The organism is Paracoccus luteus (genome assembly GCF_004522155.1).
Lineage (GTDB): Bacteria > Pseudomonadota > Alphaproteobacteria > Rhodobacterales > Rhodobacteraceae > Paracoccus > Paracoccus luteus.
Map to the genome: position 1 here is coordinate 203027 of NZ_SDEA01000002.1, position 26708 is coordinate 229734.

At 68.1% G+C, this 26708-nt stretch carries 28 protein-coding genes and 1 pseudogene; 14 read left to right on the forward strand and 15 right to left on the reverse strand.

Translation table 11 applies throughout. The annotated features are described in order from the left end of the window. Window positions 1-49: 49 nt before the first annotated feature. From EPA64_RS03845 to hrcA, 7 genes and pseudogenes are all read right to left on the reverse strand, one after another. Window positions 50-1846 (reverse strand): annotated as a pseudogene (locus EPA64_RS03845) (methanol/ethanol family PQQ-dependent dehydrogenase); the annotation flags it as partial. A gap of 196 nt (window positions 1847-2042) precedes the next feature. Next, entirely contained in the window at window positions 2043-2876 is an 834-nt protein-coding gene (gene fghA / locus EPA64_RS03850) for an S-formylglutathione hydrolase (RefSeq protein ID WP_134724932.1), read from the reverse strand. 131 nt (window positions 2877-3007) lie between these two features. Then, the gene (locus EPA64_RS03855; protein ID WP_134724933.1) at window positions 3008-3655 is read right to left on the reverse strand and encodes an ATP-dependent Clp protease proteolytic subunit; all 648 of its coding nucleotides are present in this window, start codon (window positions 3653-3655) and stop codon (window positions 3008-3010) included. 69 nt (window positions 3656-3724) lie between these two features. Further along, on the reverse strand, window positions 3725-4855 hold the full coding sequence (locus EPA64_RS03860) for an S-(hydroxymethyl)glutathione dehydrogenase/class III alcohol dehydrogenase (RefSeq protein ID WP_134724934.1): 1131 nt from the start codon (window positions 4853-4855) through the stop codon (window positions 3725-3727). 93 nt (window positions 4856-4948) lie between these two features. Further along, window positions 4949-5533 (reverse strand): S-(hydroxymethyl)glutathione synthase, encoded by a 585-nt coding sequence (gfa, locus tag EPA64_RS03865; RefSeq protein WP_134724935.1) that lies wholly within the window; start codon window positions 5531-5533, stop codon window positions 4949-4951. Between the two features lie 161 nt (window positions 5534-5694). Continuing rightward, window positions 5695-6249, reverse strand: a complete 555-nt coding sequence (locus EPA64_RS03870; RefSeq protein WP_134724936.1) for a nucleotide exchange factor GrpE — start codon at window positions 6247-6249, stop codon at window positions 5695-5697. Between the two features lie 4 nt (window positions 6250-6253). Continuing rightward, window positions 6254-7303 carry a heat-inducible transcriptional repressor HrcA gene (gene hrcA / locus EPA64_RS03875; RefSeq protein WP_134724937.1) on the reverse strand — a complete coding sequence of 350 codons (1050 nt, stop codon included), beginning with the start codon at window positions 7301-7303 and terminating at the stop codon, window positions 6254-6256. An 85-nt stretch (window positions 7304-7388) separates the two neighbouring features. Here hrcA and rph point away from each other — a divergent pair, with 85 nt between their 5' ends. From rph to hemW, 4 genes are read left to right on the forward strand one after another with little or no spacing between them, the layout of a single operon-like run. Next, a complete protein-coding gene (gene rph / locus EPA64_RS03880) occupies window positions 7389-8102 on the forward strand; it encodes a ribonuclease PH (protein WP_134724938.1) in 714 nt (237 codons plus the stop codon). Further along, window positions 8099-8704 carry an RdgB/HAM1 family non-canonical purine NTP pyrophosphatase gene (gene rdgB / locus EPA64_RS03885; RefSeq protein WP_134724939.1) on the forward strand — a complete coding sequence of 202 codons (606 nt, stop codon included), beginning with the start codon at window positions 8099-8101 and terminating at the stop codon, window positions 8702-8704. The genes rph and rdgB overlap by 4 nt, the downstream gene beginning before the upstream one ends. Beyond that, on the forward strand, window positions 8697-9071 hold the full coding sequence (locus EPA64_RS03890; RefSeq protein WP_134724940.1) for a RidA family protein: 375 nt from the start codon (window positions 8697-8699) through the stop codon (window positions 9069-9071). Before rdgB ends, EPA64_RS03890 begins: the two co-directional genes overlap by 8 nt. A 35-nt stretch (window positions 9072-9106) precedes the next feature. Next, window positions 9107-10294, forward strand: coding sequence for a radical SAM family heme chaperone HemW (hemW, locus tag EPA64_RS03895; protein ID WP_134724941.1), 1188 nt, complete (start codon window positions 9107-9109; stop codon window positions 10292-10294). A 20-nt stretch (window positions 10295-10314) separates the two neighbouring features. Here the strand turns inward: hemW and EPA64_RS03900 are convergent, their stop codons facing one another. From EPA64_RS03900 to EPA64_RS03930, 7 genes are all read right to left on the reverse strand, one after another. After that, on the reverse strand, window positions 10315-11193 hold the full coding sequence (locus EPA64_RS03900; RefSeq protein ID WP_134724942.1) for a ParB/RepB/Spo0J family partition protein: 879 nt from the start codon (window positions 11191-11193) through the stop codon (window positions 10315-10317). Beyond that, window positions 11186-11965: a ParA family protein gene (locus tag EPA64_RS03905; RefSeq protein ID WP_134724943.1), complete on the reverse strand. Its 780-nt coding sequence runs from the start codon at window positions 11963-11965 to the stop codon at window positions 11186-11188. Before EPA64_RS03905 ends, EPA64_RS03900 begins: the two co-directional genes overlap by 8 nt. Continuing rightward, entirely contained in the window at window positions 11958-12542 is a 585-nt protein-coding gene (gene rsmG, locus EPA64_RS03910; protein WP_134724944.1) for a 16S rRNA (guanine(527)-N(7))-methyltransferase RsmG, read from the reverse strand. Before rsmG ends, EPA64_RS03905 begins: the two co-directional genes overlap by 8 nt. After that, window positions 12539-14389, reverse strand: a complete 1851-nt coding sequence (gene mnmG, locus EPA64_RS03915) for a tRNA uridine-5-carboxymethylaminomethyl(34) synthesis enzyme MnmG (protein WP_134724945.1) — start codon at window positions 14387-14389, stop codon at window positions 12539-12541. Before mnmG ends, rsmG begins: the two co-directional genes overlap by 4 nt. Before the next feature lie 9 nt (window positions 14390-14398). After that, complete coding sequence (gene mnmE / locus EPA64_RS03920; protein WP_134724946.1) at window positions 14399-15649, reverse strand: tRNA uridine-5-carboxymethylaminomethyl(34) synthesis GTPase MnmE; 1251 nt, start codon at window positions 15647-15649, stop codon at window positions 14399-14401. A 7-nt stretch (window positions 15650-15656) separates the two neighbouring features. After that, window positions 15657-16928 carry a transcription termination factor Rho gene (gene rho, locus EPA64_RS03925; protein WP_134724947.1) on the reverse strand — a complete coding sequence of 424 codons (1272 nt, stop codon included), beginning with the start codon at window positions 16926-16928 and terminating at the stop codon, window positions 15657-15659. A 131-nt stretch (window positions 16929-17059) separates the two neighbouring features. Continuing rightward, window positions 17060-17506, reverse strand: a complete 447-nt coding sequence (locus EPA64_RS03930; RefSeq protein ID WP_134724948.1) for a CopD family protein — start codon at window positions 17504-17506, stop codon at window positions 17060-17062. A 48-nt stretch (window positions 17507-17554) separates the two neighbouring features. On the opposite strand from EPA64_RS03930, the gene EPA64_RS03935 reads away from it, so the two are divergent. From EPA64_RS03935 to chrA, 8 genes are all read left to right on the forward strand, one after another. Next, the gene (locus EPA64_RS03935; RefSeq protein ID WP_134724949.1) at window positions 17555-17791 is read left to right on the forward strand and encodes a hypothetical protein; all 237 of its coding nucleotides are present in this window, start codon (window positions 17555-17557) and stop codon (window positions 17789-17791) included. 168 nt (window positions 17792-17959) lie between these two features. Beyond that, window positions 17960-18826, forward strand: coding sequence for a shikimate dehydrogenase (locus EPA64_RS03940; protein ID WP_134724950.1), 867 nt, complete (start codon window positions 17960-17962; stop codon window positions 18824-18826). Beyond that, complete coding sequence (gene coaE / locus EPA64_RS03945) at window positions 18823-19416, forward strand: dephospho-CoA kinase (RefSeq protein WP_134724951.1); 594 nt, start codon at window positions 18823-18825, stop codon at window positions 19414-19416. The genes EPA64_RS03940 and coaE overlap by 4 nt, the downstream gene beginning before the upstream one ends. Then, window positions 19409-20116: a DNA polymerase III subunit epsilon gene (gene dnaQ / locus EPA64_RS03950; RefSeq protein WP_134724952.1), complete on the forward strand. Its 708-nt coding sequence runs from the start codon at window positions 19409-19411 to the stop codon at window positions 20114-20116. The genes coaE and dnaQ overlap by 8 nt, the downstream gene beginning before the upstream one ends. A gap of 45 nt (window positions 20117-20161) precedes the next feature. After that, on the forward strand, window positions 20162-21076 hold the full coding sequence (locus tag EPA64_RS03955) for a YihY/virulence factor BrkB family protein (protein WP_134724953.1): 915 nt from the start codon (window positions 20162-20164) through the stop codon (window positions 21074-21076). Window positions 21077-21160: 84 nt separating this feature from the next. After that, the gene (locus EPA64_RS03960; RefSeq protein WP_134724954.1) at window positions 21161-22222 is read left to right on the forward strand and encodes an aldo/keto reductase; all 1062 of its coding nucleotides are present in this window, start codon (window positions 21161-21163) and stop codon (window positions 22220-22222) included. Between the two features lie 66 nt (window positions 22223-22288). Then, the gene (locus tag EPA64_RS03965) at window positions 22289-23257 is read left to right on the forward strand and encodes an NAD(P)H-dependent flavin oxidoreductase (RefSeq protein WP_134724955.1); all 969 of its coding nucleotides are present in this window, start codon (window positions 22289-22291) and stop codon (window positions 23255-23257) included. 6 nt (window positions 23258-23263) lie between these two features. Further along, window positions 23264-24577 carry a chromate efflux transporter gene (chrA, locus tag EPA64_RS03970; RefSeq protein ID WP_134724956.1) on the forward strand — a complete coding sequence of 438 codons (1314 nt, stop codon included), beginning with the start codon at window positions 23264-23266 and terminating at the stop codon, window positions 24575-24577. A 4-nt stretch (window positions 24578-24581) separates the two neighbouring features. On the opposite strand, the gene EPA64_RS03975 is transcribed toward chrA, so the two are convergent. Continuing rightward, window positions 24582-25082 carry an Lrp/AsnC family transcriptional regulator gene (locus EPA64_RS03975; RefSeq protein WP_246026593.1) on the reverse strand — a complete coding sequence of 167 codons (501 nt, stop codon included), beginning with the start codon at window positions 25080-25082 and terminating at the stop codon, window positions 24582-24584. A gap of 85 nt (window positions 25083-25167) precedes the next feature. Between EPA64_RS03975 and hppD the strand changes: the two genes are divergently transcribed. Together hppD and EPA64_RS03985 are read left to right on the forward strand one after the other, a co-directional pair. Further along, complete coding sequence (hppD, locus tag EPA64_RS03980) at window positions 25168-26271, forward strand: 4-hydroxyphenylpyruvate dioxygenase (protein WP_134724957.1); 1104 nt, start codon at window positions 25168-25170, stop codon at window positions 26269-26271. Next, window positions 26268-26633 (forward strand): Rieske (2Fe-2S) protein, encoded by a 366-nt coding sequence (locus tag EPA64_RS03985; RefSeq protein ID WP_246026594.1) that lies wholly within the window; start codon window positions 26268-26270, stop codon window positions 26631-26633. Before hppD ends, EPA64_RS03985 begins: the two co-directional genes overlap by 4 nt. Window positions 26634-26708 lie beyond the last annotated feature (75 nt).

A 26708-nucleotide genomic window follows, 5' to 3' on the forward strand; every position in this document is an offset into this window, starting at 1 on the left:
TCGTCGCCGCCGCATCCGTCGCCGATGCGCTGTTGCCCGAGCCTTCGCCCGGCAGCTCGAACACGGTCAGTTGGCCGCCCAGTTCGGTGTAATCCGACAGCGCCGCATAGCCGCCCACGGCACCCAGCCCCTCGTTCGGGTTGGTCAGGCCGGCCGCAAGACCGATGCCCGCCCAGCCGCCGACGCCCGACAGGATGCCGACATACTGCTTGCCGCCATGTTCATAGGTCATGACGTTGCCGATGATCCCCGACGGCGTCTTGAACTTGTAAAGCTCGTCGCCAGTCTCGGCGTCCACCGCCTTCAGATAACCCTCCAGCGTGCCATAGAAGACGATGTCGCCCGCCGTCGCCAGCGCGCCCGACCAGACCGAGAACTGTTCCGGCAGCGACCACTTGATCTCGCCCTTGACGTTGTCCCAGGCGATGAAATTGCCCATGCCGCCGTGGCTGTTCGGGGCCGGATACATCGACAGCGTGGCGCCGACATAGGGCTGGCCGGCGGTATAGGCGACCCGGAACGGTTCATAGTCCATGCAGACGTGGTTCGTCGGGACATAGAACAGGTTGGTTTCCGGCGAGAAGGCCGCCGGCTGCTGGTCCTTGGTCCCCAGCGCGGCCGGGCAGATGCCGGTCGAGTTGGTGTCCTCGCCGTTCTGTTCGGTCGAGTATTCGGCCACGACCTGCGGGCGGCCATACTGGTCGCTGTTCGGGTCCATCACGACCTCGGTCGCCCAGTTGACGGCGGGGTCGAACTTTTTGGCGACCAGCAGCTCGCCCGTCTCGCGGTCCAGCGTATAGCCGAAGCCGTTGCGGTCGAAGTGGGTCAGCAGCTTGCGCGGCTGGCCGTCGAAATCCTGGTCGGTCAGGATCATCTCGTTGACGCCGTCGAAGTCCCATTCGTCATGGGGCGTCATCTGATAGAACCACTTGGCCATGCCGGTGTCGGCGTCGCGGGCCATGATCGTCATCGACCAGCGGTTGTCGCCCGGACGCTGCGACGGGTTCCAGGTCGAGGGGTTGCCGGTGCCGTAATAGATCAGGTTCAGGTCGGGATCATACGAGAACCAGCCCCAGATGGTGCCGCCGCCGATCTTCCACTGGTCGCCTTCCCAGCTGTTCAGCGAGCTGTCGGCGCCGATGGGCTTGCCCAGATGGGTGGTCTTTTCCGGGTCGACCAGCATTTCCGCGTCGGGACCGGTGGAATAGGCCTTCCACGCCTCGGTCCCGTCGGCCAGATTCAGCGCCGTCATCCGGCCGCGCACGCCGTATTCGCCGCCCGACACGCCGACCATCACCTTGTCGTTGACGACCATCACCGTGGCGGTCAGCGTCTCGCCGATGGCGGGATCGCCGATCTTGGTGGACCACTTCGGCTCGCCCGTGGTGGCGTCCAGCGCGACGACGGTGGTGTCGGCCTGGGCCAGCAGGATGGTGTTGTCGGCATAGGCGAGGCCGCGATAGACCGTGTCGCAGCACATGACCGCGATGACCGACGGATCCTGCTGCGGCTCATAGCGCCACAGGATGCGGCCGTCGTTCGCCAGGTCCAGGGCAAAGACGTTGTTGGGGAACGGGGTGTGGACATACATGACGTCCCCGATCACCAGCGGCGACCCCTCGTGCCCGCGCAGCACGCCGGTCGAGAAGGTCCAGGCGACGCGCAGGTCGCCCACGTTGTCGCGGTTGATCTGATCGAGGGTCGAGTAGCGGGTGTTGGCATAGTCCCCGGTCTGGATGGCCCATTGTGCCGGGTTGGCGATGGCGTCCTTGAGGCTGTCGTTGGCCAGCGCGGCCGTGCCCGACAGCAGGAACGCCATAGTTGCGCCCTTGACGAGATAGTTCATGCGTCCTCCTCCACGTTGGACATCGGCACCGTTTCCTCGCGGCACTCGACGCCTGATCCAGCCTTCAGGCGCCCCGCCCATCCGTCAACGACGTGGGCCGGGGTTTCACCGGAAAGTCTTAGGAGGATGCTGCAGCATGGCAGGAAGTTTTGGAACGTATTTTTTCCGGATATATCAGGAACGCAGCCGCCCCCGGTCAGCCCAGACGCTCGGCGTGCCACAGCACGTGGTCGCCGATGAAGCTTTGCACGAAGAAATAGCTGTGGTCATAGCCGGGCTGCATCCTGAACCAGCCGGGCTGGCGGCGGCGGGTCATCGCGCCGGCAAGCGTTTCGGGTTTGAGCAGGTCAAGGAACTGGTCGCTGGCGCCCTGGTCGATCAGCACCTCGCCGGGATAGCCGCGATCCAGCATCAGCAGGCTGGAATCGTGTGGCCGCCACGCGGCCGCGTCGTCGCCCAGATAGGCGCTGAACTGCTTGCGGCCCCAGTCCGACTCGGTCGGGTTGGCGATGGGCGAAAAGGCCGACACCGACCGATAGCGGTCGGGGTGGGTCATGGCGATGGTCAGCGCGCCGTGGCCGCCCATCGAATGGCCGGTGATGCCCTGCGCCTCGGGGTCCAGCGGGAAGGCGTCGAAGACGACGCCGGGCAGCTCGTCCACGATATAGTCCCACATGCGGAAATGCGGCCGCCAGGGATCCTGCGTCGCGTTCACATAGAACCCCGCGCCCTGCCCCAGGTCATAGGCCGGGTCGTCGGCCACGCCCTCGCCGCGGGGCGAGGTGTCGGGAAAGATCAGCGCGATGCCCGATTCGGCGGCCCATTGCTGGGCGCCGGCCTTGGTCATCGCATTCTCGTGCGTGCAGGTCAGGCCCGACAGATACCACAGCACCGGAACGGTGCCGCCGTCGGCATCGGGCGGCAGATAGACGGCAAAGGTCATGTCGGTGCCGGTCGACTGGCTGCGGTGGCGATAGACGCCCTGGGTGCCGCCGAAGCTGCGGTTCTCGGACAGGGTCTCGATGGTCATGGAACGGTCCTTTCGTCGGATCGGCGCGGGCCGTCAGCGTCCCGCCGGTGAAAGTGGCTGGCGGCGCCGGGCGGCGCGTCGCGCCCGGCAAAGGTGGGGGGCGGGGCGCGCCGCGCACCCCGCCGCGATAGTCACTTCAGTTCGTCAACGCTGCGGATCACGCGGCCCAGCAGGCCGTAATCCAGCGCCTCCTGCGTGTTCAGCCAGAAATCGCGCTGGGTGTCCTGCTCGATCCGCTCGACCGTCTGGCCGGTGGCGTCGGCAAAGATCTGGTTCAGCCGCTCGCGCATCAGGCGCACCTGCTCGGCCTGGATCATCATGTCCGACGACGTGCCGCCGATGCCGCCCGACGGCTGGTGGATCAGGAACCGCGTGTTGGGCAGGCAGTAGCGGTTTTCCTTTTTCGCCGCGACAAAGATCAGCGCCCCGGCGCTGGCGACCCAGCCCGAGCCGATGGTCCGCACGGTCGGGCGGATGAACTTGATCACGTCATGGATCATGTCGCCCGATTCGACGTGGCCGCCGGGGGACGAGATCAGCATGTTGATCGGCTTGTCGCCATCCTCGGCCAGCGCCAGCAGATGCGAGACGGTGCGCTGCGCCAGCTTGTCGTTGATCGTGCCGGCCACGATCACCGTGCGCGAGCGGAAATACAGCTTGTCGATCGCCGGGGACTGCGGAAGGCCCAGATCCTCACCCTTCTGGTCGTCCTTGCGCGGCTCGTCCTCTTCGTCGGGGTCGTCGTCATCAAGTCGGTGGGGCGGAAAAGCGCGCAGCATCGGGGCATCCTTTCAATGGCACGGCGGGGACCAGCCCCGCCGCATCCTTACCTAAGCATCCCTCAAGGATCAGTAAATGACGACCGAGCGGATGGATTCCCCGGCGTGCATCAGGTCAAAGCCCTTGTTGATGTCGTCGAGCGGCATGGTGTGGGTGATCATCGGGTCGATCTCGATCTTGCCGTCCATGTACCAGTCCACGATCCGGGGCACGTCCGTGCGGCCGCGCGCGCCGCCGAAGGCCGTGCCTTTCCAGACCCGGCCGGTGACCAGCTGGAACGGCCGGGTGCTGATTTCCGCGCCGGCGGCGGCCACACCGATGATGATCGACTGGCCCCAGCCGCGATGCGTGCATTCCAGCGCGTCGCGCATCACCTTGGTGTTGCCGGTCGCGTCAAAGCTGTAGTCCGCGCCCCCGATCTGGTCGAAGGGCGTCTTGGTCAGGTTGACGATCTCCTGGACGACGGAGCCGTCGATTTCCCTGGGGTTGATGAAATGGGTCATGCCGAAGCGTTCGGCCATGTCCTTCTTGTCGTTGTTCAGGTCGACGCCGATGATCATGTCGGCGCCTGCCAGCCGCAGCCCCTGAATGACGTTCAGCCCGATGCCGCCCAGCCCGAACACCACGGCCTTGGCGCCGATTTCGACCTTGGCGGTGTTGATGACCGCCCCGATCCCGGTCGTCACGCCGCAGCCGATATAGCAGATCTTGTCGAAGGGCGCGTCCTCGCGCACCTTGGCCACGGCGATTTCCGGCAGCACGGTATAGTTCGAAAAGGTCGAGCAGCCCATGTAGTGGTGGATCGGCGTGCCATCCAGCATCGAGAACCGGCTGGTGCCGTCGGGCATCAGGCCCTGGCCTTGCGTCGCGCGGATCGCGGTGCAGAGGTTCGTCTTGCCCGACAGGCAGGCCGCGCACTGGCGGCATTCGGGGGTGTAGAGCGGGATGACGTGGTCGCCCGGCTTGACGCTGGTGACGCCCGGCCCGACCTCGACCACGACGCCCGCGCCCTCGTGGCCCAGGATGGCGGGGAAGATGCCTTCGGGGTCGTCGCCCGAACGGGTGAATTCGTCGGTGTGGCAGATGCCGGTGGCCTTGATCTCGATCATCACCTCGCCGGCCTTGGGGCCTTCCAGGTTGACCTCCATGATTTCCAGCGGTTTGCCGGCTTCCAGCGCGACGGCGGCACGGGTTCTCATTCTTCTGCTCCTGTTGCGGCGGCCGAGGGCCGGTCAGTCATGGCGGCAGGGGCCGGTGCGACGCGGCCCCTGCGACAGCATCTTTTCGTCGCGTCAGGCGGCGAGCTTGCCGGATTTTTTCGCGACATGGGTGGCGATCGCATCCATCAGGGGCGGCGACAGCGCGTCATAGGGCTCCAGTCCCAGTTCCCTGAGCCGGGCGCGGATCGCCGGCATCCGGTCGGGCGACACGCCGGATTCGATCACCGAGGACACGAAGGCCGCAAACTCGGGCGCGGCCCAGCCGGGCTGGTCGGACAGTTCGGTGTGAACGAAGTCGAGCCCGTAGAACGGATGTTCCTTGTTCTCGATCCGGCCATACATATGCGCGCCGCACCCCTTGCAGGCATAGCGCTGGATCGGGGCGTCCTTGTTCACGATTTCCAGCTTGTCGCCGTTCGCGACCACCTCGACGGCGTCGCGCGAGACCACCGCCACCTGGCTGAAGTCGGCGCCCTCGGGCTTCCAGCATTTGGTGCAGCCGCAGACGTGGTTATGCGCCGTCTGGGCGTTCACACGGACCCGGACCGGGTTGGTGGCGCATTTGCAATGCAGCTCGCCCCCCGCAAAGCCGGGGGTGGCAGGCTTGATTCCGTGATCGACGGCGGGATGAATCCTTACCCCAGCAGTGTCAGCCATGATCCTTCCTCCGATAGACCCAATGGCGAGAGGTTCGCGCCAAGCGGGTCCGCAAATCAAGTGCGATCAAGGTTGTATTGCGGGGGGGCGCGGGCATGGCCGGTCCGGCGATGGACGGCGCCGCCGGCAAGGCCTGCGGCGCTGTCCGGCATTGCCTGATGTCAGTCGGCGGTGTTGGACGAGACGCCCACCTGCGCCGCGCGCAGCAGCCGGTCGTGCAGCATGAAGCCGCTGGCCATCACCTGGATGATGTCGCCGGCGCTGGTTCCGGGGACGGGCGCCTCGAACATGGCCTCGTGCAGCTGCGGGTCGAAACGCTCGCCGATGGCGGGGGCGATCACGCGGATGCCGTGGCGGGAAAACACGTTCTCCAGCTCGCGCAGGGTCAGTTCCACCCCCTCGATCAGGGCGGCGGCGGCGGCGGGCTGGTCGTCGCCCGCGGCATCCAGCGCGCGCGTCAGCGCGTCATGCACCGGCAGCAGGTCGCGCGCGAGCCTGGAGCCGCCATAGTTCTCGGCCTCGCGCCGGTCCTTGTCGGCGCGCTTGCGGGCGTTTTCCGCATCCGCCAGCGCGCGCATGAAGCGATCGCGGTATTCGTCGCGCTCGGCTGTCGCCGCGGCCAGCGCCTCGGCGTCGGCCGAGGGATAGGCCAGCGCATCCGCCAGCGGGTCGCCGTCGATGGGCAGGTCGGTGGGCGGGGTCGGGGTGTCGTTCATCTGGTCATCCTTTCCTGTCGGACAGAACCCGCCCGACAAGCTGCGCGGTATAATCCACGATCGGGACGATGCGGCCATAGTTCAGCCGGGTCGGGCCGATCACGCCGACCGCGCCCACGATCTTGCGGTCAGCGTTCATATAGGGCGAAACCACAAGAGAGGAACCCGAAAGTGAGAACAACTCGTTTTCCGATCCGATGAAGATCCGCACGCCGTCGCCATGCTCGGCCAGTTCAAGGAAACGGGCGATGTCGCGCTTGCGTTCCAGGTCGTCGAACAGGGATCGGATGCGGTCCAGGTCGGCCGCCTGATGGGCCAGCAGGTTGGCGCGGCCGCGCACGATCAGCCGCGGGTCGGCGGCCTGCGGATCCCACGCCGCCAGCCCCGCGGCGACCAGATCGGCGGCCAGGCTGTCCAGTTCGCGCCGCCCCTCGCTGATATGCGCGGCGACGGCGCCGCGCAGGTCGGACAGGGTGCGCCCCTCGGCCTGGGCGGACAGGAAGTTGCCCGCCTCGCGCAGCGAGCTGGGCGTCTGGCCGGGCGGCGGGGTGAAGATGCGGTTTTCCACCCGGCCGTCGGCAAAGACCAGGATGACCAGCGCGCGGTCGGGGGCAAGGCTGACGAACTCGATATGGCGCAGCGGCGCCTCTTGCTTGGGCATCAGCACCACCGACGCGCCGCGGGTCAGCGACGACAGCGCCATGCTGACCCGGTCCAGCAGGGCGCCGGTGTCGCGGTCGTCGGGGCCGATGATCTCGGCGATGCGGGCGCGGTCCTCGGGGCCGACGGGATCGACCTCCATCAGCCCGTCGACGAACAGGCGCAGGCCAAGCTGGGTGGGAAAGCGCCCGGCGGAGACATGCGGGCTTTCCAAGAGGCCGAGATATTCAAGATCCTGCATGACGTTGCGGATCGTCGCCGCCGACACCGCCATGCCGCGGGTCAGCGTGCGCGAGCCGACCGGTTCGCCCGTGTCAAGATAGGATTCGACCACGCGGCGGAACACCTCGCGCGAGCGGTCGTTCAGGTCGGAAAGCAGGCTGGGCGCGGGCATGGCTGGGTTGCGGTTCGGGGCAGTGGGCCTGTAACTGGCACCACAATGGCACCGGCCCGGCGACGGGCAAGGGAAAGGACGACGGATGCGACCCTCTGGCCGAGATTTAGGCGAACTGCGGACGATTTCAATCGAAACCGGTGTGATGAGCCACGCCGAGGGGTCGTGCCTGATCCGCATGGGGCACACGCATGTGCTGTGCACCGCCTCGATCGAGGAAAAGCCGCCGTCCTTCCTGAAGGGCACCGGGCAGGGCTGGGTGACGGCCGAATACGGGATGCTGCCGCGGGCCACCCACACGCGCAACCGGCGCGAGGCCGCGGCCGGCAAGCAGTCGGGAAGAACGCAGGAAATACAGCGACTTATCGGGCGCAGCCTGCGCGCTGGCGTGGACCGGCTGGCGCTGGGGGAACGCCAGATCGTCGTCGATTGCGACGTGATGCAGGCCGACGGCGGCACCCGCTGCGCGGCAATCACCGGCGGCTGGGTCGCGCTGCGGCTGGCGGTCAACAAGCTGATCACGGCGCGTCTGGTGACCAGCGATCCGATCATGGAGCACGTCGCCGCAGTCAGCTGCGGGCTTTATGCCGGGCAGCCGGTGCTGGACCTGGACTATGCCGAGGACAGCGCCGCAGGCACGGACGGCAATTTCGTCCTGACCGGCGGGGGCAAGCTGGTCGAGGTGCAGATGTCGGCCGAAGGCGCTGCGTTTTCGCGCGACGAGATGGGGCGGCTGCTGGATCTGGCCGAGGCCGGGATGCAGGGGCTGGTGGCCGCGCAGAAGGCCGCGATCGCATGAGAACGCTGCGCGAGCGCAAGCTGCTGGTCGCCACCCACAACGCCGGCAAGCTGGACGAGATGCGCGCCATGTTCGCGCCGCACGGGATCGAGGTCGTGGGCGCCGCCGAGATGGGGCTGGGCGAGCCGGCCGAGACGGAAGACAGCTTTGTCGGCAACGCGCGGCTGAAGGCCCGCGCGGCGATGCAGGCCACCGGCCTGCCGGTTCTGGCCGATGACAGCGGGATCGCCGTCGACGGGCTGGACGGCGCGCCGGGGGTTCGCACGGCGGATTGGGCGGACACGCCCAGCGGCCGCGATTTCATGCAGGCGATGACCCGGACCTGGGCCGAGCTGGACGCGCGCGGCGTGCCCGAGCCGCGGACCGCCCAGTTCCGCGCCACGCTGCTGCTGATGTGGCCGGATGGCGAGGAGGCGGTGTTCGAGGGCGTTGCCCCCGGACGGCTGGTCTGGCCGCCGCGGGGCGCACTGGGGCACGGCTATGATCCGATGTTTGTGCCCGACGGCGACACGCGGACCTATGCCGAGATGAGCGCCGCCGAGAAGAACCGCATCAGCCACCGCGCCCGCGCCTTCGCCCTGCTGGAGCAGGTGCTTGCGTAGGATCGCGACCGGGTCACCTTTCGAGGCCGCGTTCGGTTACAGCCGCGCGATCGTCAAGGGGAACTGGTGCTTTGTGTCCGGGACGACCGGATATGATTATGCCACGATGTCGATGCCGCCCGACGCCGCGGCGCAGGCGCGCAACTGTTTCGCCACCATCGCCGGGGTTCTGGAAGAGGCGGGCTTTGCGATGGGCGACATCGTGCGGGTGCAGTATACGCTGAGCGACCGCGCCTGGATCGATGAGGTTGCGCCGGTGCTGGCCGATGTTCTGGCCGAGGTTCGGCCTGCAGCCACAATGGTCATCGCCAGGCTGATCCGCGACGAGATGTTGATCGAGGTCGAAGTGACCGCGATGAAAGAGTGATGGGTTTTTCCGGACGCCGCCGTTAAGACGCCGGGATGCAGCCCTTATCCCATGACAATGCCGACGATCTTGCCGCCGATTGGCGGGCGGGCGGGTTCGGCCTTTACGTCCACTGGCCGTTCTGCGCGTCCAAGTGCCCCTATTGCGATTTCAACAGCCATGTGTCGGCAACGGTCGATCAGTCGCGATGGCTGAACGCCTATCGCACCGAGATCCGCCGCTTGGGCGAGCAGACGCCGGGGCGGGTGTTGGGGTCGATCTTTTTCGGCGGCGGCACCCCGTCGCTGATGGACCCGGCTGTCGTCGCGGGCATCATCGATGCCGCGCGAGCCGCCTGGGGGTTTGCCAACGACATCGAGATCACCCTGGAGGCAAATCCCGGCAGCGTCGAGCGGGGCCGCTTTGCCGGTTATTCCGACGCCGGGGTAAACCGGCTGTCGATGGGGGTGCAGGCGCTGAACGACGCGGATTTGCGCCGGCTGGGACGGCTGCATTCGGTGGCCGAGGCGCGGGCGGCCTTCGACGTTGCGCGGGGCGTGTTCAGGCGGGTCAGCTTTGACCTGATCTATGCGCGGCAGGATCAATCGCGCGACGCGTGGGCAGCCGAATTGCGCGAGGCGCTGGCGATGGCGGTGGATCATCTGTCCCTGTATCAGCTGACGGTCGAGCCGGGCACGGCCTTTGGCGCGCGCGCCGCTGCCGGGGGCTTGCGGGGGTTGCCCGATGACGAGGTGGCGGCCGACATGTATCTGGAAACGCAGGATATATGCGCGGCGGCGGGGATGCCGGCCTATGAGGTGTCGAACCATGCCGCCGCCGGTGCGGAAAGCCGGCACAACCTGGTCTATTGGCGGCAGGGCGACTGGGCGGCGGTCGGGCCCGGGGCACACGGGCGTCTGACACTGCAGGGGCAAAGATGGGCGACCGAGGCGCCCCGTCCGCCCGGTGCATGGCTTTCGGCGGTCGAGACTGCGGGTTCGGGCGAGATGCCCCGCGTGCTGCTGCCGGCGGACGAGCAGGCGACGGAATATCTGCTGATGGCCATGCGGCTGGCCGAAGGCGCGGACATGGCGCGGTTTCAGCGGCTGGCGGGGCGGCCCCTGTCGGCCGAGGCCGTGGCGCGCATGGCCGACATGGGGATGGTCGAGGTCAGCGACGGCCGGCTGCGGGCGACGGCGCAGGGCCGTCCGATCCTGAACGCCATCCTGCGCGAACTGGCTTGATCAGCGACCTTTGTTGACGGTTACGCCGAGCCGCCGAGCATCTGGCACAGCCGGTCCAGCTGGTCGAGATCGCGATAGGTGATGGTCAGCCGCCCGCCGTCGTGTCCGACGTGGTCGATCTGCACCCGCATCCTGAGATGCGCTGACAGGTCGGTTTCCAGCGCCCGCGTGTCCGCGTCCTTTTCCGAGCGCACCCGCCGCTTGGCCTCGGCTGCAGGCCCTTCGGTCGCGCGGCGGGCCAGTTCCTCGGCGTCCCGGACGGACAGGCTGCGGTCGATGACGCGGCGCGCCAGCGCGACCGGGTCCGGGGTGGTGATGAGGGCGCGCGCATGGCCCGCGGTCAGTTTGCCTTCCCGCACCCAGGACTGAACCTGATCGGGCAGGTTCAGCAGGCGCAGGAGGTTCGAGATATGGCTGCGGCTTTTGTCCATCGCCTCGGCCAGCTTTTCCTGCGTGTGGCCGAAACGGTCCATCAGCTGGCGAAAGGACGCGGCCTCTTCGATCGGGTTCAGGTTGGCGCGCTGGATGTTCTCGATCAGGGCGACTTCCAGCACCTCGGTATCGTCGAGGTCGCGGATGAGGACCGGCACCTCGTGCAGTTGCGCGATCTGGGCCGCGCGCCAGCGCCGTTCGCCTGCGACGATCTGGTAAAGGCCGCCTTCGGCAGGATGCGGTCGCACGATCAGCGGCTGCAGGACGCCGCGCGACCTGAGCGATGAGGCGAGTTCGTCGAGCAGCTGCGGATCGAAGCTGCGCCGTGGCTGGTCGGGGTTCGGCGTCAGCTGTTCCACCGGGACGGTGGTCGTCGTCTCGGACGGCGGGCCGGTCAGATCGACCTCGGCCATCAGGGCGGACAGACCGCGCCCCAGCCCACCCTTGCGCAACCTGTGATCAGCCACGGGCGTTTTCCTTTTTTCGGCGGGCCAGCAACTCGACCGCCAGCGCGCGATAGGCGGCGCTGCCCTTGGATGCCGGATCGTAGTGGATGACGGGCATCGCGTGCGAAGGCGATTCCGACACGCGGACGTTGCGGGGGATGACCGTATCGAACACGACGGCGCCAAGGGTGTTGCGGGCGTCCGCCTCGACCTGTTGCGACAGGTTGTTGCGGCTGTCGGACATGGTGAGGAGCACGCCCTCGATCCGCAGCGCCGGATTGGCGGATTGACGGACCTGGCGGATGGTCAGCATCAGCTGGGACAGCCCTTCCAGTGCATAGAATTCGGCCTGCAGAGGGACGATCACGGCCTCGGCAGCCACCATCGCATTGATCGTCAGCAGACCCAGTGCCGGGGGACAGTCGATCAGAACGATCCCGCTGGCATCCTTGAGGCTGTCGGCGAGCAGGTGAGTCCGCCGCGCGCGCCCCGCAATGTCGAGTTCGGCCGAGGAGAGATCGGCGGTCGCGGGCACGATCGACAGATTGGCGAGCGCAGTCGGCCGTGTCGCCGCCGCGATCGTGGTGTCGCCGGCAAGCAGATCATAGCTGCTGGGGCTTCGGTCACCACCGCCGATGCCCAGCCCGGTCGAGGCGTTGCCTTGAGGGTCGAGGTCGATGACGGTGACCGCCTGCCCGCGTTCGGCCAAGGCAGCGCCCAGGTTGATGGCGGTGGTGGTTTTTCCCACCCCGCCTTTCTGGTTCGCCACGGCGACGATGATGGCGTCACCCATGACGCGCGATCCGGGATATCTGCAGGATGGCCGCGCCAGGATCGGTCGTGCTGGGATGCGCAATCACGTCGAAACGCCAATGACGCCGGGCGACGTCGGTTTCCTGCTGCCAGTTGCGCCCCTTCATCAGCCAAGCCGTCCCGTCTTCCGCCAGATGCCGAACCAGATATGGCATGAGGCGGTCCAAAGGGGCAAGCGCGCGCGCGCTGACGTTGGCGGCGTGGGCGGGCGCATGCTGTTCGATGCGGGCAGCGACAGCCCTGCAGTTCTCGAGTTGCAGCTGACGGATGACCGTCCGAAGAAACGCAACCTTGCGGCTGTCGGCGTCGAGAAGGGTGACCGTCAGCGCGGGGTGGCAGATTGCGAGAACCATGCCGGGAAGGCCGCCGCCGCTGCCGAGGTCAAGCCAGGTGTCTGGAGTGTTCTGAACCATGCCCGCAAGTTGCCGGCTGTCGGCGATGTGGCGCGCCTCAAGATCGGCAAGGGTGGACGGCGAGACAAGATTGATGGCGGGATTCCACTTCCGCAGCAAGGCGGCGTAGGACGAAAGCCGCTCCGCTTCACGTGAAGCATTCATGCCGCCGCCCTGCGCCCTGCCCGGATCGTTGCGATCAGCAACGTCAAGGCGGCCGGGGTCATGCCCTCGATCCGCGCGGCCGCCGCCAAGCTCGCGGGGCGGGTCTGTTCCAGCTTTCCGGCGAGCTCCTTGGACAACCCGGCAATCGCCGCAAAGGGCAGATCATGGGGAATGGTCATCGCCTCGTGGCGCCTGAGCTCGGCAGCGTCCTGGCTCTGCCGCTCGGTGAACTGCCCGTACATCGCCTCGGCCCGCAGCCCGTCGAGTGTCTGGTCGTCGATGCCCGTGAGTTCATCGGCAAGCGGCGAAAGATCCAGGTCGGCCTGGCCCAGCAAAGCAAATACGCTTCGGCGCTGACCATCCTGTCGGACAAGAATACCCTTGGCGGCCAGCTCGGCCGGAGTGAACGCCACTGCCTCGGCCCTGGCGCGAGCCGTGGTGAACCGGCGCTGTCGTTCGGTAAAATGCGCCGCGCGGCCTGGACCCACGCAGCCGAGTTGCATACCCGCCGGCGTCATGCGCCGGTCGGCGTTGTCGATGCGCAGCGACAGGCGGAATTCGGCGCGCGAGGTGAACATCCGATACGGCTCGGTCACGCCGCGGGTCACCAGGTCATCGATCATCACGCCGATATAGCTTTCCGTACGACTGAAGATCGCGGGCGGCGCGCCTGACACCTGCCGCGCCGCGTTGATGCCGGCGACAAGACCCTGCGCCGCCGCCTCCTCGTATCCGGTCGTCCCGTTAACCTGACCGGCTAGATAGAGGCCCCGAACCTCGCGGGTTTCCAGCGTGGGATGCAGCGCGCGCGGATCGATATAGTCGTATTCCACCGCATAGCCCGGCTGCGCGATCCGCGCGTCTTCCAGTCCGCGGATGCTGCGGACATAGGCCAGCTGCACGTCTTCCGGCAATGAGGTCGAGATCCCGTTCGGATAGACCAGGTCGCTGTCCAGACCCTCGGGTTCGAGGAAGATCTGGTGGGACGTCTTGTCGGTAAACCGGACGATCTTGTCCTCGATCGACGGGCAATAGCGGGGTCCGGCGCCGGCGATGTGCCCACCATACATGGCGGACCGTGACAGGTTGCGGCGGATGATGTCGTGGGTGTCGGCGTTGGTGTGGGTGATCGCGCAGCTGACCTGCGGCACCGCGGGCCCATCCGACATCACCGACAACATCACGGGGTCGTCGTCACCCGGCTGCTGCGCCAACGCGTCCCAGTCGATGGTGCTGCGAATCAGCCGCGGCGGAGTGCCTGTCTTGAGACGGCCCATAGGCAAGCCAAGTCCCAGCAGCGCCGCAGCCAGTCCGCCGGATCGGTCCGCACCCCAGCGACCCGCGGGCCGCGCATTCTCGCCAATATGAATCTGTCCGTTAAGGAACGTGCCGGCGGTGATGATGACCACCGGCGCGCAAAGTTCCGGTCCTTGGCCCAGCGTCACGCCGCGCACGCTGCCGCCTTCTATCACCAGCTCGGAAGCCTCGCCAAGCACCAAGGTGATGCCGGTTGCAAGCGACAGTTCCCGCGCCGCTGCCGCACGGTACAAAGCACGATCTGCCTGTGCGCGCGGCCCCTGCACAGCCGGTCCCTTTCGGCGGTTCAGCAGGCGGAACTGTATGCCGGCGGCATCGCCCAGCCGCCCCATGACCCCGTCCAGCGCGTCGATTTCGCGCACAAGATGGCCCTTGCCCAAACCGCCGATGGCGGGGTTGCAGGACATGGTGCCTGCGTCATCTGCCCTCAGCGTGACCAGCGCGACCGCCGCGCCCATCCGGGCGGCGGCCGACGCTGCCTCCAGGCCCGCGTGACCCGCACCGATAACGATGACGTCGAACTGTTTCACGTGAAGCACCTATTTCCCGATGCAGAAGCTTGCGAACACATCGTCCAGATAATCATCTGGCGCGACTCGTCCAACCAGCTCCTCCAATCTTTGCGCGGCGGCACGGATCGCCTCGGCCAGTATCTCTGGCGGGGCGGACCGGGGCACATCCAGCGCCGCAGCAGCTGCGCCCAACGCCTCCGCCTGGCGGCGCCGGGCCACAAGCCCGGCACCCGCAACATGCGTCGCCAAGATGCCGCGCACCTTGTCCAACAACTCCACGACCCCCTCACCAGTCCACGCCGACACGTCGCCGCCGCCCAGGTCGCTGTGCGACCGCACCACCATATCGCCGTCCTGCCACAAGGTAGCGTCACGGCCACCATCGCGCGACAGGTGAATCCGCAGATCAGCCGCCTGCGCACGACCACGGGCGCGCGCCACGCCCATCCGCTCGACCTGATCGCCCGTCTCGCGCAGCCCGGCCGTATCAAGGAACGTCACCGCCAGCCCGGCTAGATCGCCATGCCACTCCAGCACATCCCGGGTGGTGCCTGCCGTGTCGCTGACCAAGGCCATCTCGCGCCCGGCGATACGGTTCAGCAGCGACGATTTGCCCGCGTTCGGTGGGCCGATGATCGCAACCTCGAAACCTTCCCTCAGCCGCTCGGCCGCCGGATAGCCGCGCAGCATCGCCCCGATGTCGTCGCGCACGGACGCCAGCAGGTCGAACGCCTCGCCGGGGACCTCCTCGGGAACCTCCTCGTCGGCAAAGTCCAGCGTCACCTCGACCAGCGCACCCGCGCGCACAAGACGCGCCCTGACGGTCCCGGCCCACCGGTCCAACGCCCCGCCTGCGACCTGCATCGCCTGACGCCGCTGGCTCTCGGTTTCGGCCGCCAGCAGATCCGCCAGCGCCTCGGCCGCGCTCAGCGTGATGCACCCGTTCAGAAATCCGCGCCGCGTGAACTCGCCCGCCTCGGCCAGCCGGGCGCCCCGCGTGCGCAGGGCGGACTGCAGCCTGCGCACAACCACCGGCGCACCGTGCAACTGGAACTCGACCACGTCCTCGCCGGTGAAACTTGCGCCGGCGTCGAACCGGATCACCAGCGCCTGGTCGATCACCTCTCCATCGCGCAGGCTGCGCAACTCGGCGCGCCGCGCCACCGGCAAGGCACCGGCCACCGCCTCGCCAATGGCGCGGGCGTCCGGTCCGCTCAGGCGGACGACGGATACCCCGCCGCGCCCGGGCGGCGTCGCCTCGGCAAAGATGGTGTCCATGCCACCCTCAGGCGTTCATCGACTCGAAGAAATCGGCGTTCGTCTTGGTCTGTTTCAGCTTGGAAATCAGGAACTCGACCGCGTCCGTCGTGCCCATCGGGTTCAGGATGCGCCGCAGCAGATAGGTCTTCTGCAGATCCTTCTGATCCACCAGCAGTTCCTCTTTCCGCGTTCCGGACTTCAGGATGTCCATCGCCGGGAAGACGCGCTTGTCGGCGACCTTGCGGTCCAGCACGATCTCGCTGTTGCCGGTGCCCTTGAACTCCTCGAAGATCACCTCGTCCATCCGCGACCCGGTGTCGATCAGCGCCGTGGCGATGATCGTCAGCGACCCGCCCTCCTCGATGTTGCGGGCCGCGCCAAAGAACCGCTTGGGCCGCTGCAGCGCATTGGCATCGACACCGCCGGTCAGAACCTTGCCCGACGACGGCACCACCGTGTTGAACGCCCGCCCCAGACGGGTGATCGAATCCAGCAGGATGACCACGTCGCGCTTGTGCTCGACCAGGCGCTTGGCCTTTTCGATCACCATCTCGCTGACGGCCACGTGCCGCGTCGCGGGCTCGTCAAAGGTCGAGCTGATGACCTCGCCCTTGACCGACCGCTGCATGTCGGTGACTTCTTCCGGCCGCTCGTCGATCAGCAGCACGATCAGATAGCACTCCGGGTGGTTCTTCTCGATCGAATGGGCGATGTTCTGCAACAGCACCGTCTTGCCGGTGCGCGGCGGGGCCACGATCAGCGACCGCTGTCCCTTGCCGATCGGCGCCACCAGGTCGATGATCCGGGCCGAGCGGTCCTTGACCGTCGGATCGTCGATTTCCATCCTGAACCGCTCGTCGGGATACAGCGGCGTCAAATTGTCAAAGGCGACCTTGTGCCGCGCCTTTTCGGGCGATTCAAAGTTGATCTTCTCGACCTTGGTCAAGGCGAAATAGCGCTCGGTCTCGCCCGGCGCGCGGATCACGCCCTCGACCGTGTCCCCGGTGCGCAGCGAATGCTGGCGGATCATGTCGGGGCTGACATAGATGTCGTCGGGGCCGGGCAGATAGTTCGCCTCGGGCGACCGCAGAAAGCCAAAGCCGTCCTGCACGACCTCCAGCACGCCGTCGCCGCCGATGTCGAACCCGTCTTCGGCATGTTCCTTCAGCAGCGAGAACATCATCTCGCCCTTGCGCATCGTCGAGGCGTTCTCGACCTCCCACTCTTCGGCCATCGCCAGCAGGTCCGCGGGGCTCTTGGCTTTCAGATCGGCCAGGTTGAGGCGTTCGTCGCTCATCGGGTCACCATGCGCCTTATCCGCGCCGGAACGGCGCCGTGGCGGAATCAGGGGTCGGAAGGAATCGCGCCGGACGGCACGCGACAGACCCAATAGCGACCTTGACGCTGCCGGTCAATGATGGCGCTGCCTCAGAACTTGACGATCACCGACGCGACGATGACGACCATCAGCAGCGTCGGCACCTCGTTCATCAGCCGATAGCTGCGTCCCGTGCCCCCCTCGCCCCGCGCCAGGCGCTTGCGCTCGATCATCAGCCAGTGGTGAAACAGCGTCATCCCGATCACGGCCGCGGCCTTGGTCCAGGGCCAGATCATCGACCAGTCGACGATCCCGGGCGTGAACACCAGCGCCAGTCCTGCGATCCATGTGGCGATCGACGCCGGACCCATGATGACGCGCAGCAGCTTCAACTCCATGATCCGAAAGCTCTCGACCGGTTCCGCCCCGGTTCCGCCGCGTTCGGCGTGATAGACGAACAGCCGGGGCAGATAGAACAGCCCCGCCATCCACGAGATCACGGCCATGACGTGGAACGCCTTGGTCCAGGGATACCATGCCGCCAGCAGATCAGTCATCGCGCCACCTCCTGCTTCTCTTTCTTAGATAAGGTAAAGAAAGGGAAGATGATGATGTTGGCCCTGTTGATGCGTGAATCCCGCGACCCGTCGCACGCTTGTCCACAACGATCCGGCCTGTGGACAAATCCGGGAAATTTTGAGAAGGCAATCCGTGAAGATGTTGAACGGAAAAGAATTAACCGTTCATTAACCAATGTGGATAACCGGCATGTTCCCCGGCCGGTGGATAGTTTCCGACCTGCTTGTCCTGTTGTGGAAGGAATCCGGGCGTTCCTGATTTGATCTCACGGGTTTTCCCCATCACCGCGATCCTGCCCGGCCAGCGCCCGTTCTTCCCCCCGACGATCCCCTGCCGCCCCGGCGATCTGTCCACAGCCCTGTCCCCACCCAGGCCACTTTCCCCTGCGAGCGGCGCGGGCTAACCTTGCGCCGATCACCCCGGACCCCGCCATGACAGACCTGCAACAGCCAGCCGATCCCGCACCGCCACCGGCGCAGATCCCCCTTGCGGGCGTCATCGGCTGGCCGGTCGCGCATTCCCGCTCGCCGCGGCTGCACGGCCATTGGCTGGCGCGGCATGGCCTGGCGGGGCACTATGTCCCGCTGCCGGTCGCGCCCGAGGATCTGGCCCAGGTGCTGCATACGCTGCCGCGCGCGGGGTTCGTCGGGCTGAACGTCACGATCCCGCACAAACAGGCGGCGCTGGCGCTGGCCGACAGCGTAACCGACCGCGCTGCGCTGATCGGGGCGGCCAACACGCTGGTCTTTCGGCCAGACGGCAAGATTCACGCCGACAACACGGACGGTTACGGCTTTGTCGCCAATCTGCGGCAGATGGCCCCCGGCTGGGCGCCCGAGGCGGGTGCGGCCGCCGTGATCGGCGCGGGGGGCGCCGCGCGGGCGGTCGTCGCCTCGCTTTTGGAATGCGGCGTGCCGGAACTGCGCATCGCCAACCGGACCCGCATCCGGGCCGACCAGATCAGGGCCGAATTCGGCGCGCGGGTCGTCGTCTATGACTGGGCGCAGGTCGGCAACATGCTGGAAGGTGCGACCACCGTCGTCAACGCCACCTCGCTGGGGATGGACGGCAAGCAGCCGCTGCGCATCCCGTTCGAGGCCCTGGCCCCCGGCGCGCTGGCCACCGACCTCGTCTATACCCCGCTCGACACGCCCTTCCTGCGCGAGGCCCGCGCGCGGGGATGCGAGACGGTGGACGGCCTCGGCATGCTGCTGCACCAGGCCGCACCGGGGTTCGAACGCTGGTTCGGCGTGCGCCCGCAGGTGGACGACGAATTGCGCCGGGTCGTCCTCGCATGAGCTTTCGGCTGGGACTGACCGGCGGCATCGGCATGGGCAAGACCACGACCGCACGGCTGTTCGCGGACCGCGGCCACCCGGTATGGGATGCCGACGCGGCCGTGCATCGGCTTTACGCGCCGGGCGGCGCGGCGGTCGGCCCGGTTCACGCTGCCTTTCCCGCGGCGCTGGCGGATGGCGCCATCGACCGCGCCGCGTTGAAAGCGGCGCTGGCCGTGGACCCGCAGGCGCTGGCGCGGCTGGAATCCATCGTCCACCCGCTGGTCGCCGCCGACCGCGCGGCCTTTGTGGCCCGTCATGCCGATGCGGCGCTGGTCGTGCTGGACATCCCCCTGCTGTTCGAAACGGGCGCGGACGCCCTCATGGACGGCACCGCCGTCGTGTCGGCCCCGCCCGATATCCAGCGCGCCCGCGTGCTGGCCCGCCCCGGCATGACGGCCGACATGCTGGACCTCATCCTGTCGCGCCAGATGCCCGACGCCGCCAAGCGCGCCCGCGCCACCTGGGTCATCCCGACCGACACCCCGGCCCGCGCCGGCGCGGCGGTGGATGCGATCCGCGCCGAAATCCTGGGACAAGCCGATGCGTGAAATCGTTCTGGACACCGAAACCACCGGCCTCGACCCCGACCGCGGCGACCGCATCGTCGAAATCGGCGCGGTCGAGCTGTTGAACCACCTGCCCACCGGCCGGCATTTCCACGTCTATATCAACCCCGACCGCGACATGCCGGCCGAGGCGCTGGCGGTCCACGGCCTGACGTCCGAGTTCCTGCGCGACAAGCCCAGGTTTCACGAAATCTGCAGCGACTTCAATGCGTTCATCGGAACCGACGCGCGGATCATCATCCACAACGCGTCCTTCGACATGCGCTTTCTGAACGCCGAACTGCGCCGCTGCGGCCAGCCCCTTCTGCCGCAGCCCCGCGCGTTGGACACGCTGGCGATGGCGCGGGAAAAGTTCCCCGGCGCGCCGGTCACGCTGGACGCCTTGTGCCGGCGGTTCGGCGTCGACAACTCGGGGCGGACGCTGCACGGCGCGCTTTTGGACAGCGAGCTGCTGGCCGAGGTCTATCTGGAACTGATCGGCGGCCGCCAGCCGGATCTGGTGCTGGTCGCGCCCACGCGCGGACCGGTGGGCGGCGCCGCGACCGACCTGCGCCCCCGCGCGCCCCGGCCCGTGCCGCTGCCCCCGCGCCTGACCGCGGCCGAGGCGCAGGCCCACGCGGCTCTTGTCGCCCGGCTGGGGGCGAACGCGGTCTGGCTGCGCTATGCGGCCGCGGGGGGCTGAACCGGCGCGGTTGCCTGCCGCCGCGCCGCAAGGCATGGTCGCGCCATGACCGGCGTGTTCAGCGATATCTGGCAGTTCATCCTGTCCGTGATGGAACGGATGGACAAGATCCACATGGGCCTGATCGCCGCCGGCGTCGCGTTCTATGCGATGTTCGCGGTGTTTCCCGGCCTTGCCGCGATCATCGCGTTGTGGGGCCTGTGGTTCGACCCGGCGATCATCCAGGACTATGACCGGTATGTGGATGAGTTCATCCCACGCCAGGCGGCCGAGATCCTGCACGCGCAGATCGACGCGCTGACCTCGGGCGGGCGGACGCAGCTGGGCTGGACCTCGGCCATCTCGTTCCTGATCGCCACGGTGGCCGCGCGCGCGGGCGTCGATGCGCTGGTGCGGGGCCTGAACGCGGCTTATGGGGTGCGGTCCCATTCGACGCTGGCGGGCTTTATCCTGGCCTATGGCCTGACGCTGGCCATCGTCGGCGTGGTGCTGATGGGGCTGACGACCATCGTCATCGTGCCGCTGGCCTTCAACTTCATGCAGGCGGGGCCGCTGCGGGCGTGGCTGGTCAGCTCGGTCCCGTGGGGGGCGATGTTCCTGATCGTCATCATCGCCATCGGCATCCTTTACCGCTATGGCCCGAACGTCAAAACCCCGCCGACGCCCATCTTTACCTGGGGGGCGCTGTTCGCCGCCGTCGCCTGGGGCCTCGCGTCGCTGGCGTTTTCGGCCTATCTGACCAGCTTCAACAGCTATAACCGGATCTACGGGTCCATCGGGGCGGTCGTCGCGCTGCTGATGTGGTTCTATCTGGCCGGGTTCTCGGTCATGCTGGGCGCGCTGATGAACGTCGAGCTGAGCCGAAGGCGCCGCATCGCGCAGGCCCGCAAGGCCCGCGACCTGGCCCGGCAGATGGCGGCCGACAAGGCCGCCGCCGCCACGCAGGGCGCCGCCGACTGACCGGCCCCTTGCGTTGTCTTGCACATGCCGGTCCCCGCTGGCAGGGTCCGCCGCAAGCGGCTGAACCGGCGCAGGAAAGACATCATGGACACGCGCGATTTGGGCGGGCTGACCGTCACCGAGATCTGCCTCGGCACGATGACCTTCGGCCACGACACAGACCGGGCCGCCGCATTCGCCCAGATGGACCGGGCGCTGGATGCGGGCATCACCTTCTGGGACACGGCCGAGATGTATCCCGTGAACCCCGCCACCGCCGAGGCTTACGGCCTGACGGAAACGATCATCGGCGAATACCTCGCCAGCCGCGGCGCGCGCGGCCGCGTGCAGATTGCGACCAAGGCCAGCGGCAAGGGCGGTGGCGGCCGCTTCAGCCGCGGCAATGCCGGGTTCGGTGCGGATGCCGTCGCCCAGGCCGTCGATGGCTCGCTGCGGCGGCTGGGCACCGACCGGATCGACCTTTACCAGCTGCACTGGCCCGAGCGCGGGTCGTATGCCTTTCGACAGAACTGGCGCTTTGACCCGCGCGGCACCCCGGCCGCCAGGGTGCGCGACCACATGGACGGCGTGCTGACGTCGCTGCGCGATCTGGTCGCGGCGGGCAAGGTCGGCCGGTTCGGCCTGTCGAACGAGACCGCCTGGGGCATGATGCAGTGGATGGCCGCGGCCGAACGCACCGGCGGCCCCGCCCCGGTGTCGATTCAGAACGAATACTCCGCGCTGTGCCGGCTATACGACACCGACCTGGCCGAACTGGGCGAGAAAGAGGGGATCACCCTTCTGGCCTATTCGCCGCTGGCGGCGGGGCTGCTCAGCGGGAAATACGCCGGCGGCGCGACGCCCGCGTCCAGCCGCGCGGCGGGCGACGTGACGCATGGCGGGCCGGGCGACCTGGGCGGGCGGCGCACCGCGAATGCCGCGGCGGCGGTCGATGCGTGGCTGCGGCTGGCGGGCGAGCTGGGCCACGATCCGGTGCAGATGGCCATCGCCTTTGTCCGCCAGCGCCCGTTCCCGGCGATCCCGATCATCGGCGCCACGACCCCGGCGCAGCTGGATCACCTGATCGCCGGGCTGACGCTGCGGCTTGACCGCGGCGCGCTGGCGGCGATCGACCGCTTTCACCGCGACCACCCGCTGCCCTACTGACGCAGCGGCGCGGGTGACGGGCGGCGGCCCGCCTGCCATCATCGCGGCGATCACGAAGGAAACCCCATGCTGCCGCCCATCCTGCAGAACCTGCGCATCCCCGTCGTCGCCTCGCCCATGTTCATCGTGTCCGGCCCCGAACTGGTCATCGCCCAGTGCAAGGCCGGCATCGTCGGCAGCTTTCCGGCGCTGAACGCCCGCGAAAAGGACGGCGAGGCACCGCTGCTGGACGTCTGGCTGACCCGCATCGCCGAGGAACTGGACCGCCACAACCAGGCCAACCCCGACCGGCCCGCCGCGCCCTTCGCGGTGAACCAGATCGTCCACCGCTCGAACGCCCGGCTGGACCGCGACATCGAGATCTGCCACCGCCACCGCGTCCCGATCTGGATCACCTCGCTTGGCGCCCGCCCCGAGGTGAACGCCGCCGCCCATGACTGCGGCGGCATCGCGCTGCACGACATCATCAACGCGACATTCGCCCGCAAGGCGCTGGACAAGGGCGCCGACGGGCTGATCGCGGTCGCCGCGGGCGCGGGCGGCCACGCGGGCAGCCAAAGCCCCTTTGCCCTGATCCAGGAAATCCGCGAGTTCTTCGACGGCCCGCTGCTGCTGTCGGGCGCCATCGCCACCGGCCGCGCGGTGCTGGCCGCGCAGGCGATGGGGGCGGATCTCGCCTATGTCGGCAGCCCCTTCATCGCCACGGCCGAGGCGAACGCGCCCCCTGGCTACAAGCAGATGATCGTGGACAGCGGGGCCGAGGACATCGTGAACTCGTCGCTGTTCACCGGCATCCACGGCAATTATCTGAAACCCTCGATCCGGGCGGCGGGCATGGACCCGGACGCGCTGGACCACGCCGACGCCAGCACGATGGATTTCGGCAAGGCCCCCGGCAAGGCCAAGGCATGGAGCCAGATCTGGGGATCGGGCCAGGGCATCGGCGCGGTCAAGGACATCGTCCCCGCGGGCGCGCTGGTGGATCGGCTGACCCGCGAATACGGCGACGCGAAACAGGCGCTCTGCGCAGGCTGACCCGCGGTGGCCGGCGACACTCCAGCGGGCCGTCCCGCCCATCCCACGCTGCGCCAGGCGGTGCCGGTCTGGGGCCGCATCGCGGCGCTGTCCTTTGGCGGGCCGGCGGGCCAGATCGCCGTCATGCACCGCATCCTGGTCGAGGAGCGCCGCTGGCTGGGCGACGACCGTTTCCTGCATGCCCTGAATTTCTGCATGCTGCTGCCCGGCCCCGAGGCGATGCAGCTGGCCACCTATGTCGGCTGGCTGATGCACGGGGTGCGGGGCGCGCTGGTCGCGGGCGGGTTGTTCGTCCTGCCCGGCGCACTGTCGATCCTGGCGCTGTCGATCGTCTATGCGCTGTGGGGCGGCGTCGGCATCGTCGCGGGCCTGTTCTTCGGGCTCAAGGCGGCGGTGCTGGCGATCGTGGTTCAGGCGGTGGTGCGCATCGGCCGCCGGGCGCTGAAGACGCCGGCGCTGCGCGCCATCGCCGCGGCCAGCTTTCTGGCCATCGCGGCCCTTGGGGTGCCGTTTCCAGTGATCGTGGCGGCGGCCGCGCTGGTGGGGTGGCTGGGCCAGCGTGCCCGCGTTCCGGGGCTGACCGGCACCGATGGCGGGCATGGTCCCGCGGGCAGCCATGTTCCCGACGCGGGCACCGTGCTGGGCACCGCCCCGCCGCCGGCGACGGCGGGCGCATTGCGCGCCGGCGGCGTCGCGCTGGCGCTGTGGCTGGCGCCGGTGGCGGCGCTGTGGCTGGCGATGCCGGACAGCGTCTTCAGTCACATCGCGCTGTTCTTTTCCCAGCTGGCCGTGGTGACCTTCGGCGGCGCCTATGCGGTGCTGGCCTATGTCGCGCAAGAGGCGGTGACGCGGTTCGGCTGGCTTGCCCCCGGCGAGATGCTGGACGGGCTGGGCCTGGCCGAGACGACGCCGGGGCCGCTGATCATGGTGGTGCAGTTCGTGGGCTTTCTGGCCGCGTTCCGCGAGGCCGGCGGCATCGGCGCGGGCATCGCGGGCGCGGCGCTGACCACATGGGTCACCTTTGCGCCGTGCTTTGCGTGGATCTTTCTCGGCGCGCCCTTCATCGAACGGCTGCGCCGCAACCGGGCGCTGGCCGCGGCGCTGTCGGCGGTGACGGCCGCGGTGGTGGGCGTGATCCTGAACCTTGCGGTCTGGTTCGGCTGGCACTTCGTCGTCCCCGGCGGCGTCCTCGACGCGTGGGCCGCGGCGCTGTCGGCGCTGGCGCTGGCACTGGTGTTCGGCCTGCGCTGGGGTGTCGTGCCGGTAATGGGATGCTGTGCCCTGACAGGGCTGGCGCTGCGGCTGGCGGGCTGGGGCTAGGCGGTCACGACAGATCCAGCGCCGCCCCGTCCTTCAGCGTGCGCAGCACGATCTCTGACCGCACCTGCGCCACCTGCGGATGCGGCAGCAGCCGTTCGTGGATGAATCCCGCGAAATCGGCCAGGTCGCGGCAGCGCAGGTCCAGCACGTAATCGGCATCCCCCGACACCGAGAACGCCGACTGCACCTGCGGCGCGCTGTCCAGGAACCGGGCAAACGCGCCCTCGCGGTCTTGGCCGTGGCTGCGCAGGTTGACCCGGACGATGGCGCGGATGCCGAACCCCAGCGCCTGCGCGTCCAGCCGCGCCGCATAGCCGCTGATGATGCCCGCCGCCTCAAGCGCGGCGCGGCGGCGGGCGCACTGGCTGGGCGACAGGTGAACCACCTCGGACAGGGCGGCGGCAGTCATCGCCCCGTCGCGCTGCAACGCGGCAAGAATCGCACGATCAAAGCGGTCCAGCGTCACATTCGTCACCATGCCCCACTCGACGCGAAAATCGCGCATCTGGCAACCCGCAGCCGCGTCAACTCGCACACCTCGCGCAGGCCGGATGCGACACACTGTCGCAGACATTGACAGGAGCTTTCGCATGGGACCGTTTCCGCACGACGCCGCACCGGCACAGATCGACGCCGCCAATCCGGCCGGCACCGACGGGTTCGAGTTCGTCGAGTTCGCCCACCCCGACCCGTCGGTGCTGGACCGTTTGTTCCGGCAGATGGGCTTTGCCCCCGTCGCCCGCCACAAGACCAAGGCCGTCACCCTGTATCGGCAGGGCGACATCAACTATCTGCTGAACGCCGAACCGGGCAGCCACGCGGCGGGCTTTGTCGCCGAACACGGGCCGTGCGCCCCCGCAATGGCGTGGCGCGTGGTGGACGCGCAGCACGCCCTGCGCCGGGCGGTCGAACTGGGCGCGACCGAATACCGCGGCGCCAAGTCCATCGACGTGCCGGCGGTCATCGGCATCGGCGGCTCGCTGCTGTATTTCGTGGACACCTACGGCAGCAAGGGCAGCGCCTATGAGGTCGATTTCGACTGGCTGGGCGAACGCGATCCGCGCCCCCAGGGCGTCGGCTTCTACTACATCGACCACCTGACCCACAACGTGATCCGCGGCAACATGGACACGTGGTATCGGTTCTATCACGACACCTTCAATTTCCGCGAGATCAGGTATTTCGACATCAAGGGCAAGCAGACCGGGCTGACCAGCCGGGCGCTGACCAGTCCCGACGGCAAGATCCGCATCCCGATCAACGAATCCACCGACGAGCACAGCCAGATCGAGGAATACCTGCGCGAATACAAGGGCGAGGGCATCCAGCACATCGCGGTTGCGACAAACGACATCTATGCCGCGACCGACGCCATCGCCGCGCTGGGGGTCGAGTTCATGCCCGCGCCGCCCGACACCTATTACGAGATGTCGCACAAGCGCGTGCCCGGCCACGACGAGCCGATGGACCGGATGATGCGCAACGGCATCCTGATCGACGGCGAGGGCGTCGTCGGCGGCGGCGAGACGCGCATCCTGCTGCAGGTGTTTTCCAAGACCGTGATCGGCCCGATCTTTTTCGAGTTCATCCAGCGCAAGGGCGACGACGGCTTTGGCGAGGGCAACTTCCGCGCGCTCTTCGAATCCATCGAAGAGGATCAGGTCCGCCGCGGCGTGCTGCCCGCGGCCGAATGACGGTGGCGTGGCGCGACTATCGCAGCGCGCCCGCGCCGGGCACGCCGGTCTGCGCCGTGCCCGGTGCGGGGGCGGTCGCCTGCGTCCGGCTGTCCGGCGCGCAAGGGGTATTCCCGATGATCGTGGTGGGCGTGGCCGACGGGGTGCGGGCGTGGGTCAACGCCTGCCCGCACCAGTATCTGCCGCTTGATTACCGCAGCGCGTCGATCCTGTCGGCGGACGGCGCGCGGCTGATGTGCAGCGCCCACGGCGCGCAGTTCGATGCCGCGACCGGCTGCGGCGTGGCGGGCGAAGGCGTCGGCTGCGCGCTGGACCCCGTGCCCGTGGCAGTGATCGACGGCAGGGTCGTCATCGCCGGTTGATCCGGCCCCGTCGCGCCGCCTCGACCGCCTTCCGGCCTGTTTCCAATCCGCTGGGCCGCGACGGCGCTTGCCCGC

What these genes read in the sequence shown, in the direction of transcription:
- fghA (WP_134724932.1), bottom strand. Translation starts at nt 2,876, where the DNA reads ATGACCATCGAGACCCTGTCCGAGAACCGCAGCTTCGGCGGCACCCAG.
- EPA64_RS03855 (WP_134724933.1), bottom strand. Translation starts at nt 3,655, where the DNA reads ATGCTGCGCGCTTTTCCGCCCCACCGACTTGATGACGACGACCCCGAC.
- EPA64_RS03860 (WP_134724934.1), bottom strand. Translation starts at nt 4,855, where the DNA reads ATGAGAACCCGTGCCGCCGTCGCGCTGGAAGCCGGCAAACCGCTGGAA.
- gfa (WP_134724935.1), bottom strand. Translation starts at nt 5,533, where the DNA reads ATGGCTGACACTGCTGGGGTAAGGATTCATCCCGCCGTCGATCACGGA.
- EPA64_RS03870 (WP_134724936.1), bottom strand. Translation starts at nt 6,249, where the DNA reads ATGAACGACACCCCGACCCCGCCCACCGACCTGCCCATCGACGGCGAC.
- hrcA (WP_134724937.1), bottom strand. Translation starts at nt 7,303, where the DNA reads ATGCCCGCGCCCAGCCTGCTTTCCGACCTGAACGACCGCTCGCGCGAG.
- rph (WP_134724938.1), top strand. Translation starts at nt 7,389, where the DNA reads ATGCGACCCTCTGGCCGAGATTTAGGCGAACTGCGGACGATTTCAATC.
- rdgB (WP_134724939.1), top strand. Translation starts at nt 8,099, where the DNA reads ATGAGAACGCTGCGCGAGCGCAAGCTGCTGGTCGCCACCCACAACGCC.
- hemW (WP_134724941.1), top strand. Translation starts at nt 9,107, where the DNA reads ATGCAGCCCTTATCCCATGACAATGCCGACGATCTTGCCGCCGATTGG.
- EPA64_RS03905 (WP_134724943.1), bottom strand. Translation starts at nt 11,965, where the DNA reads ATGGGTGACGCCATCATCGTCGCCGTGGCGAACCAGAAAGGCGGGGTG.
- rsmG (WP_134724944.1), bottom strand. Translation starts at nt 12,542, where the DNA reads ATGAATGCTTCACGTGAAGCGGAGCGGCTTTCGTCCTACGCCGCCTTG.
- mnmE (WP_134724946.1), bottom strand. Translation starts at nt 15,649, where the DNA reads ATGGACACCATCTTTGCCGAGGCGACGCCGCCCGGGCGCGGCGGGGTA.
- rho (WP_134724947.1), bottom strand. Translation starts at nt 16,928, where the DNA reads ATGAGCGACGAACGCCTCAACCTGGCCGATCTGAAAGCCAAGAGCCCC.
- EPA64_RS03930 (WP_134724948.1), bottom strand. Translation starts at nt 17,506, where the DNA reads ATGACTGATCTGCTGGCGGCATGGTATCCCTGGACCAAGGCGTTCCAC.
- EPA64_RS03935 (WP_134724949.1), top strand. Translation starts at nt 17,555, where the DNA reads ATGATGATGTTGGCCCTGTTGATGCGTGAATCCCGCGACCCGTCGCAC.
- EPA64_RS03940 (WP_134724950.1), top strand. Translation starts at nt 17,960, where the DNA reads ATGACAGACCTGCAACAGCCAGCCGATCCCGCACCGCCACCGGCGCAG.
- coaE (WP_134724951.1), top strand. Translation starts at nt 18,823, where the DNA reads ATGAGCTTTCGGCTGGGACTGACCGGCGGCATCGGCATGGGCAAGACC.
- dnaQ (WP_134724952.1), top strand. Translation starts at nt 19,409, where the DNA reads ATGCGTGAAATCGTTCTGGACACCGAAACCACCGGCCTCGACCCCGAC.
- EPA64_RS03955 (WP_134724953.1), top strand. Translation starts at nt 20,162, where the DNA reads ATGACCGGCGTGTTCAGCGATATCTGGCAGTTCATCCTGTCCGTGATG.
- EPA64_RS03960 (WP_134724954.1), top strand. Translation starts at nt 21,161, where the DNA reads ATGGACACGCGCGATTTGGGCGGGCTGACCGTCACCGAGATCTGCCTC.
- EPA64_RS03965 (WP_134724955.1), top strand. Translation starts at nt 22,289, where the DNA reads ATGCTGCCGCCCATCCTGCAGAACCTGCGCATCCCCGTCGTCGCCTCG.
- EPA64_RS03975 (WP_246026593.1), bottom strand. Translation starts at nt 25,082, where the DNA reads ATGCGCGATTTTCGCGTCGAGTGGGGCATGGTGACGAATGTGACGCTG.
- hppD (WP_134724957.1), top strand. Translation starts at nt 25,168, where the DNA reads ATGGGACCGTTTCCGCACGACGCCGCACCGGCACAGATCGACGCCGCC.
- EPA64_RS03985 (WP_246026594.1), top strand. Translation starts at nt 26,268, where the DNA reads ATGACGGTGGCGTGGCGCGACTATCGCAGCGCGCCCGCGCCGGGCACG.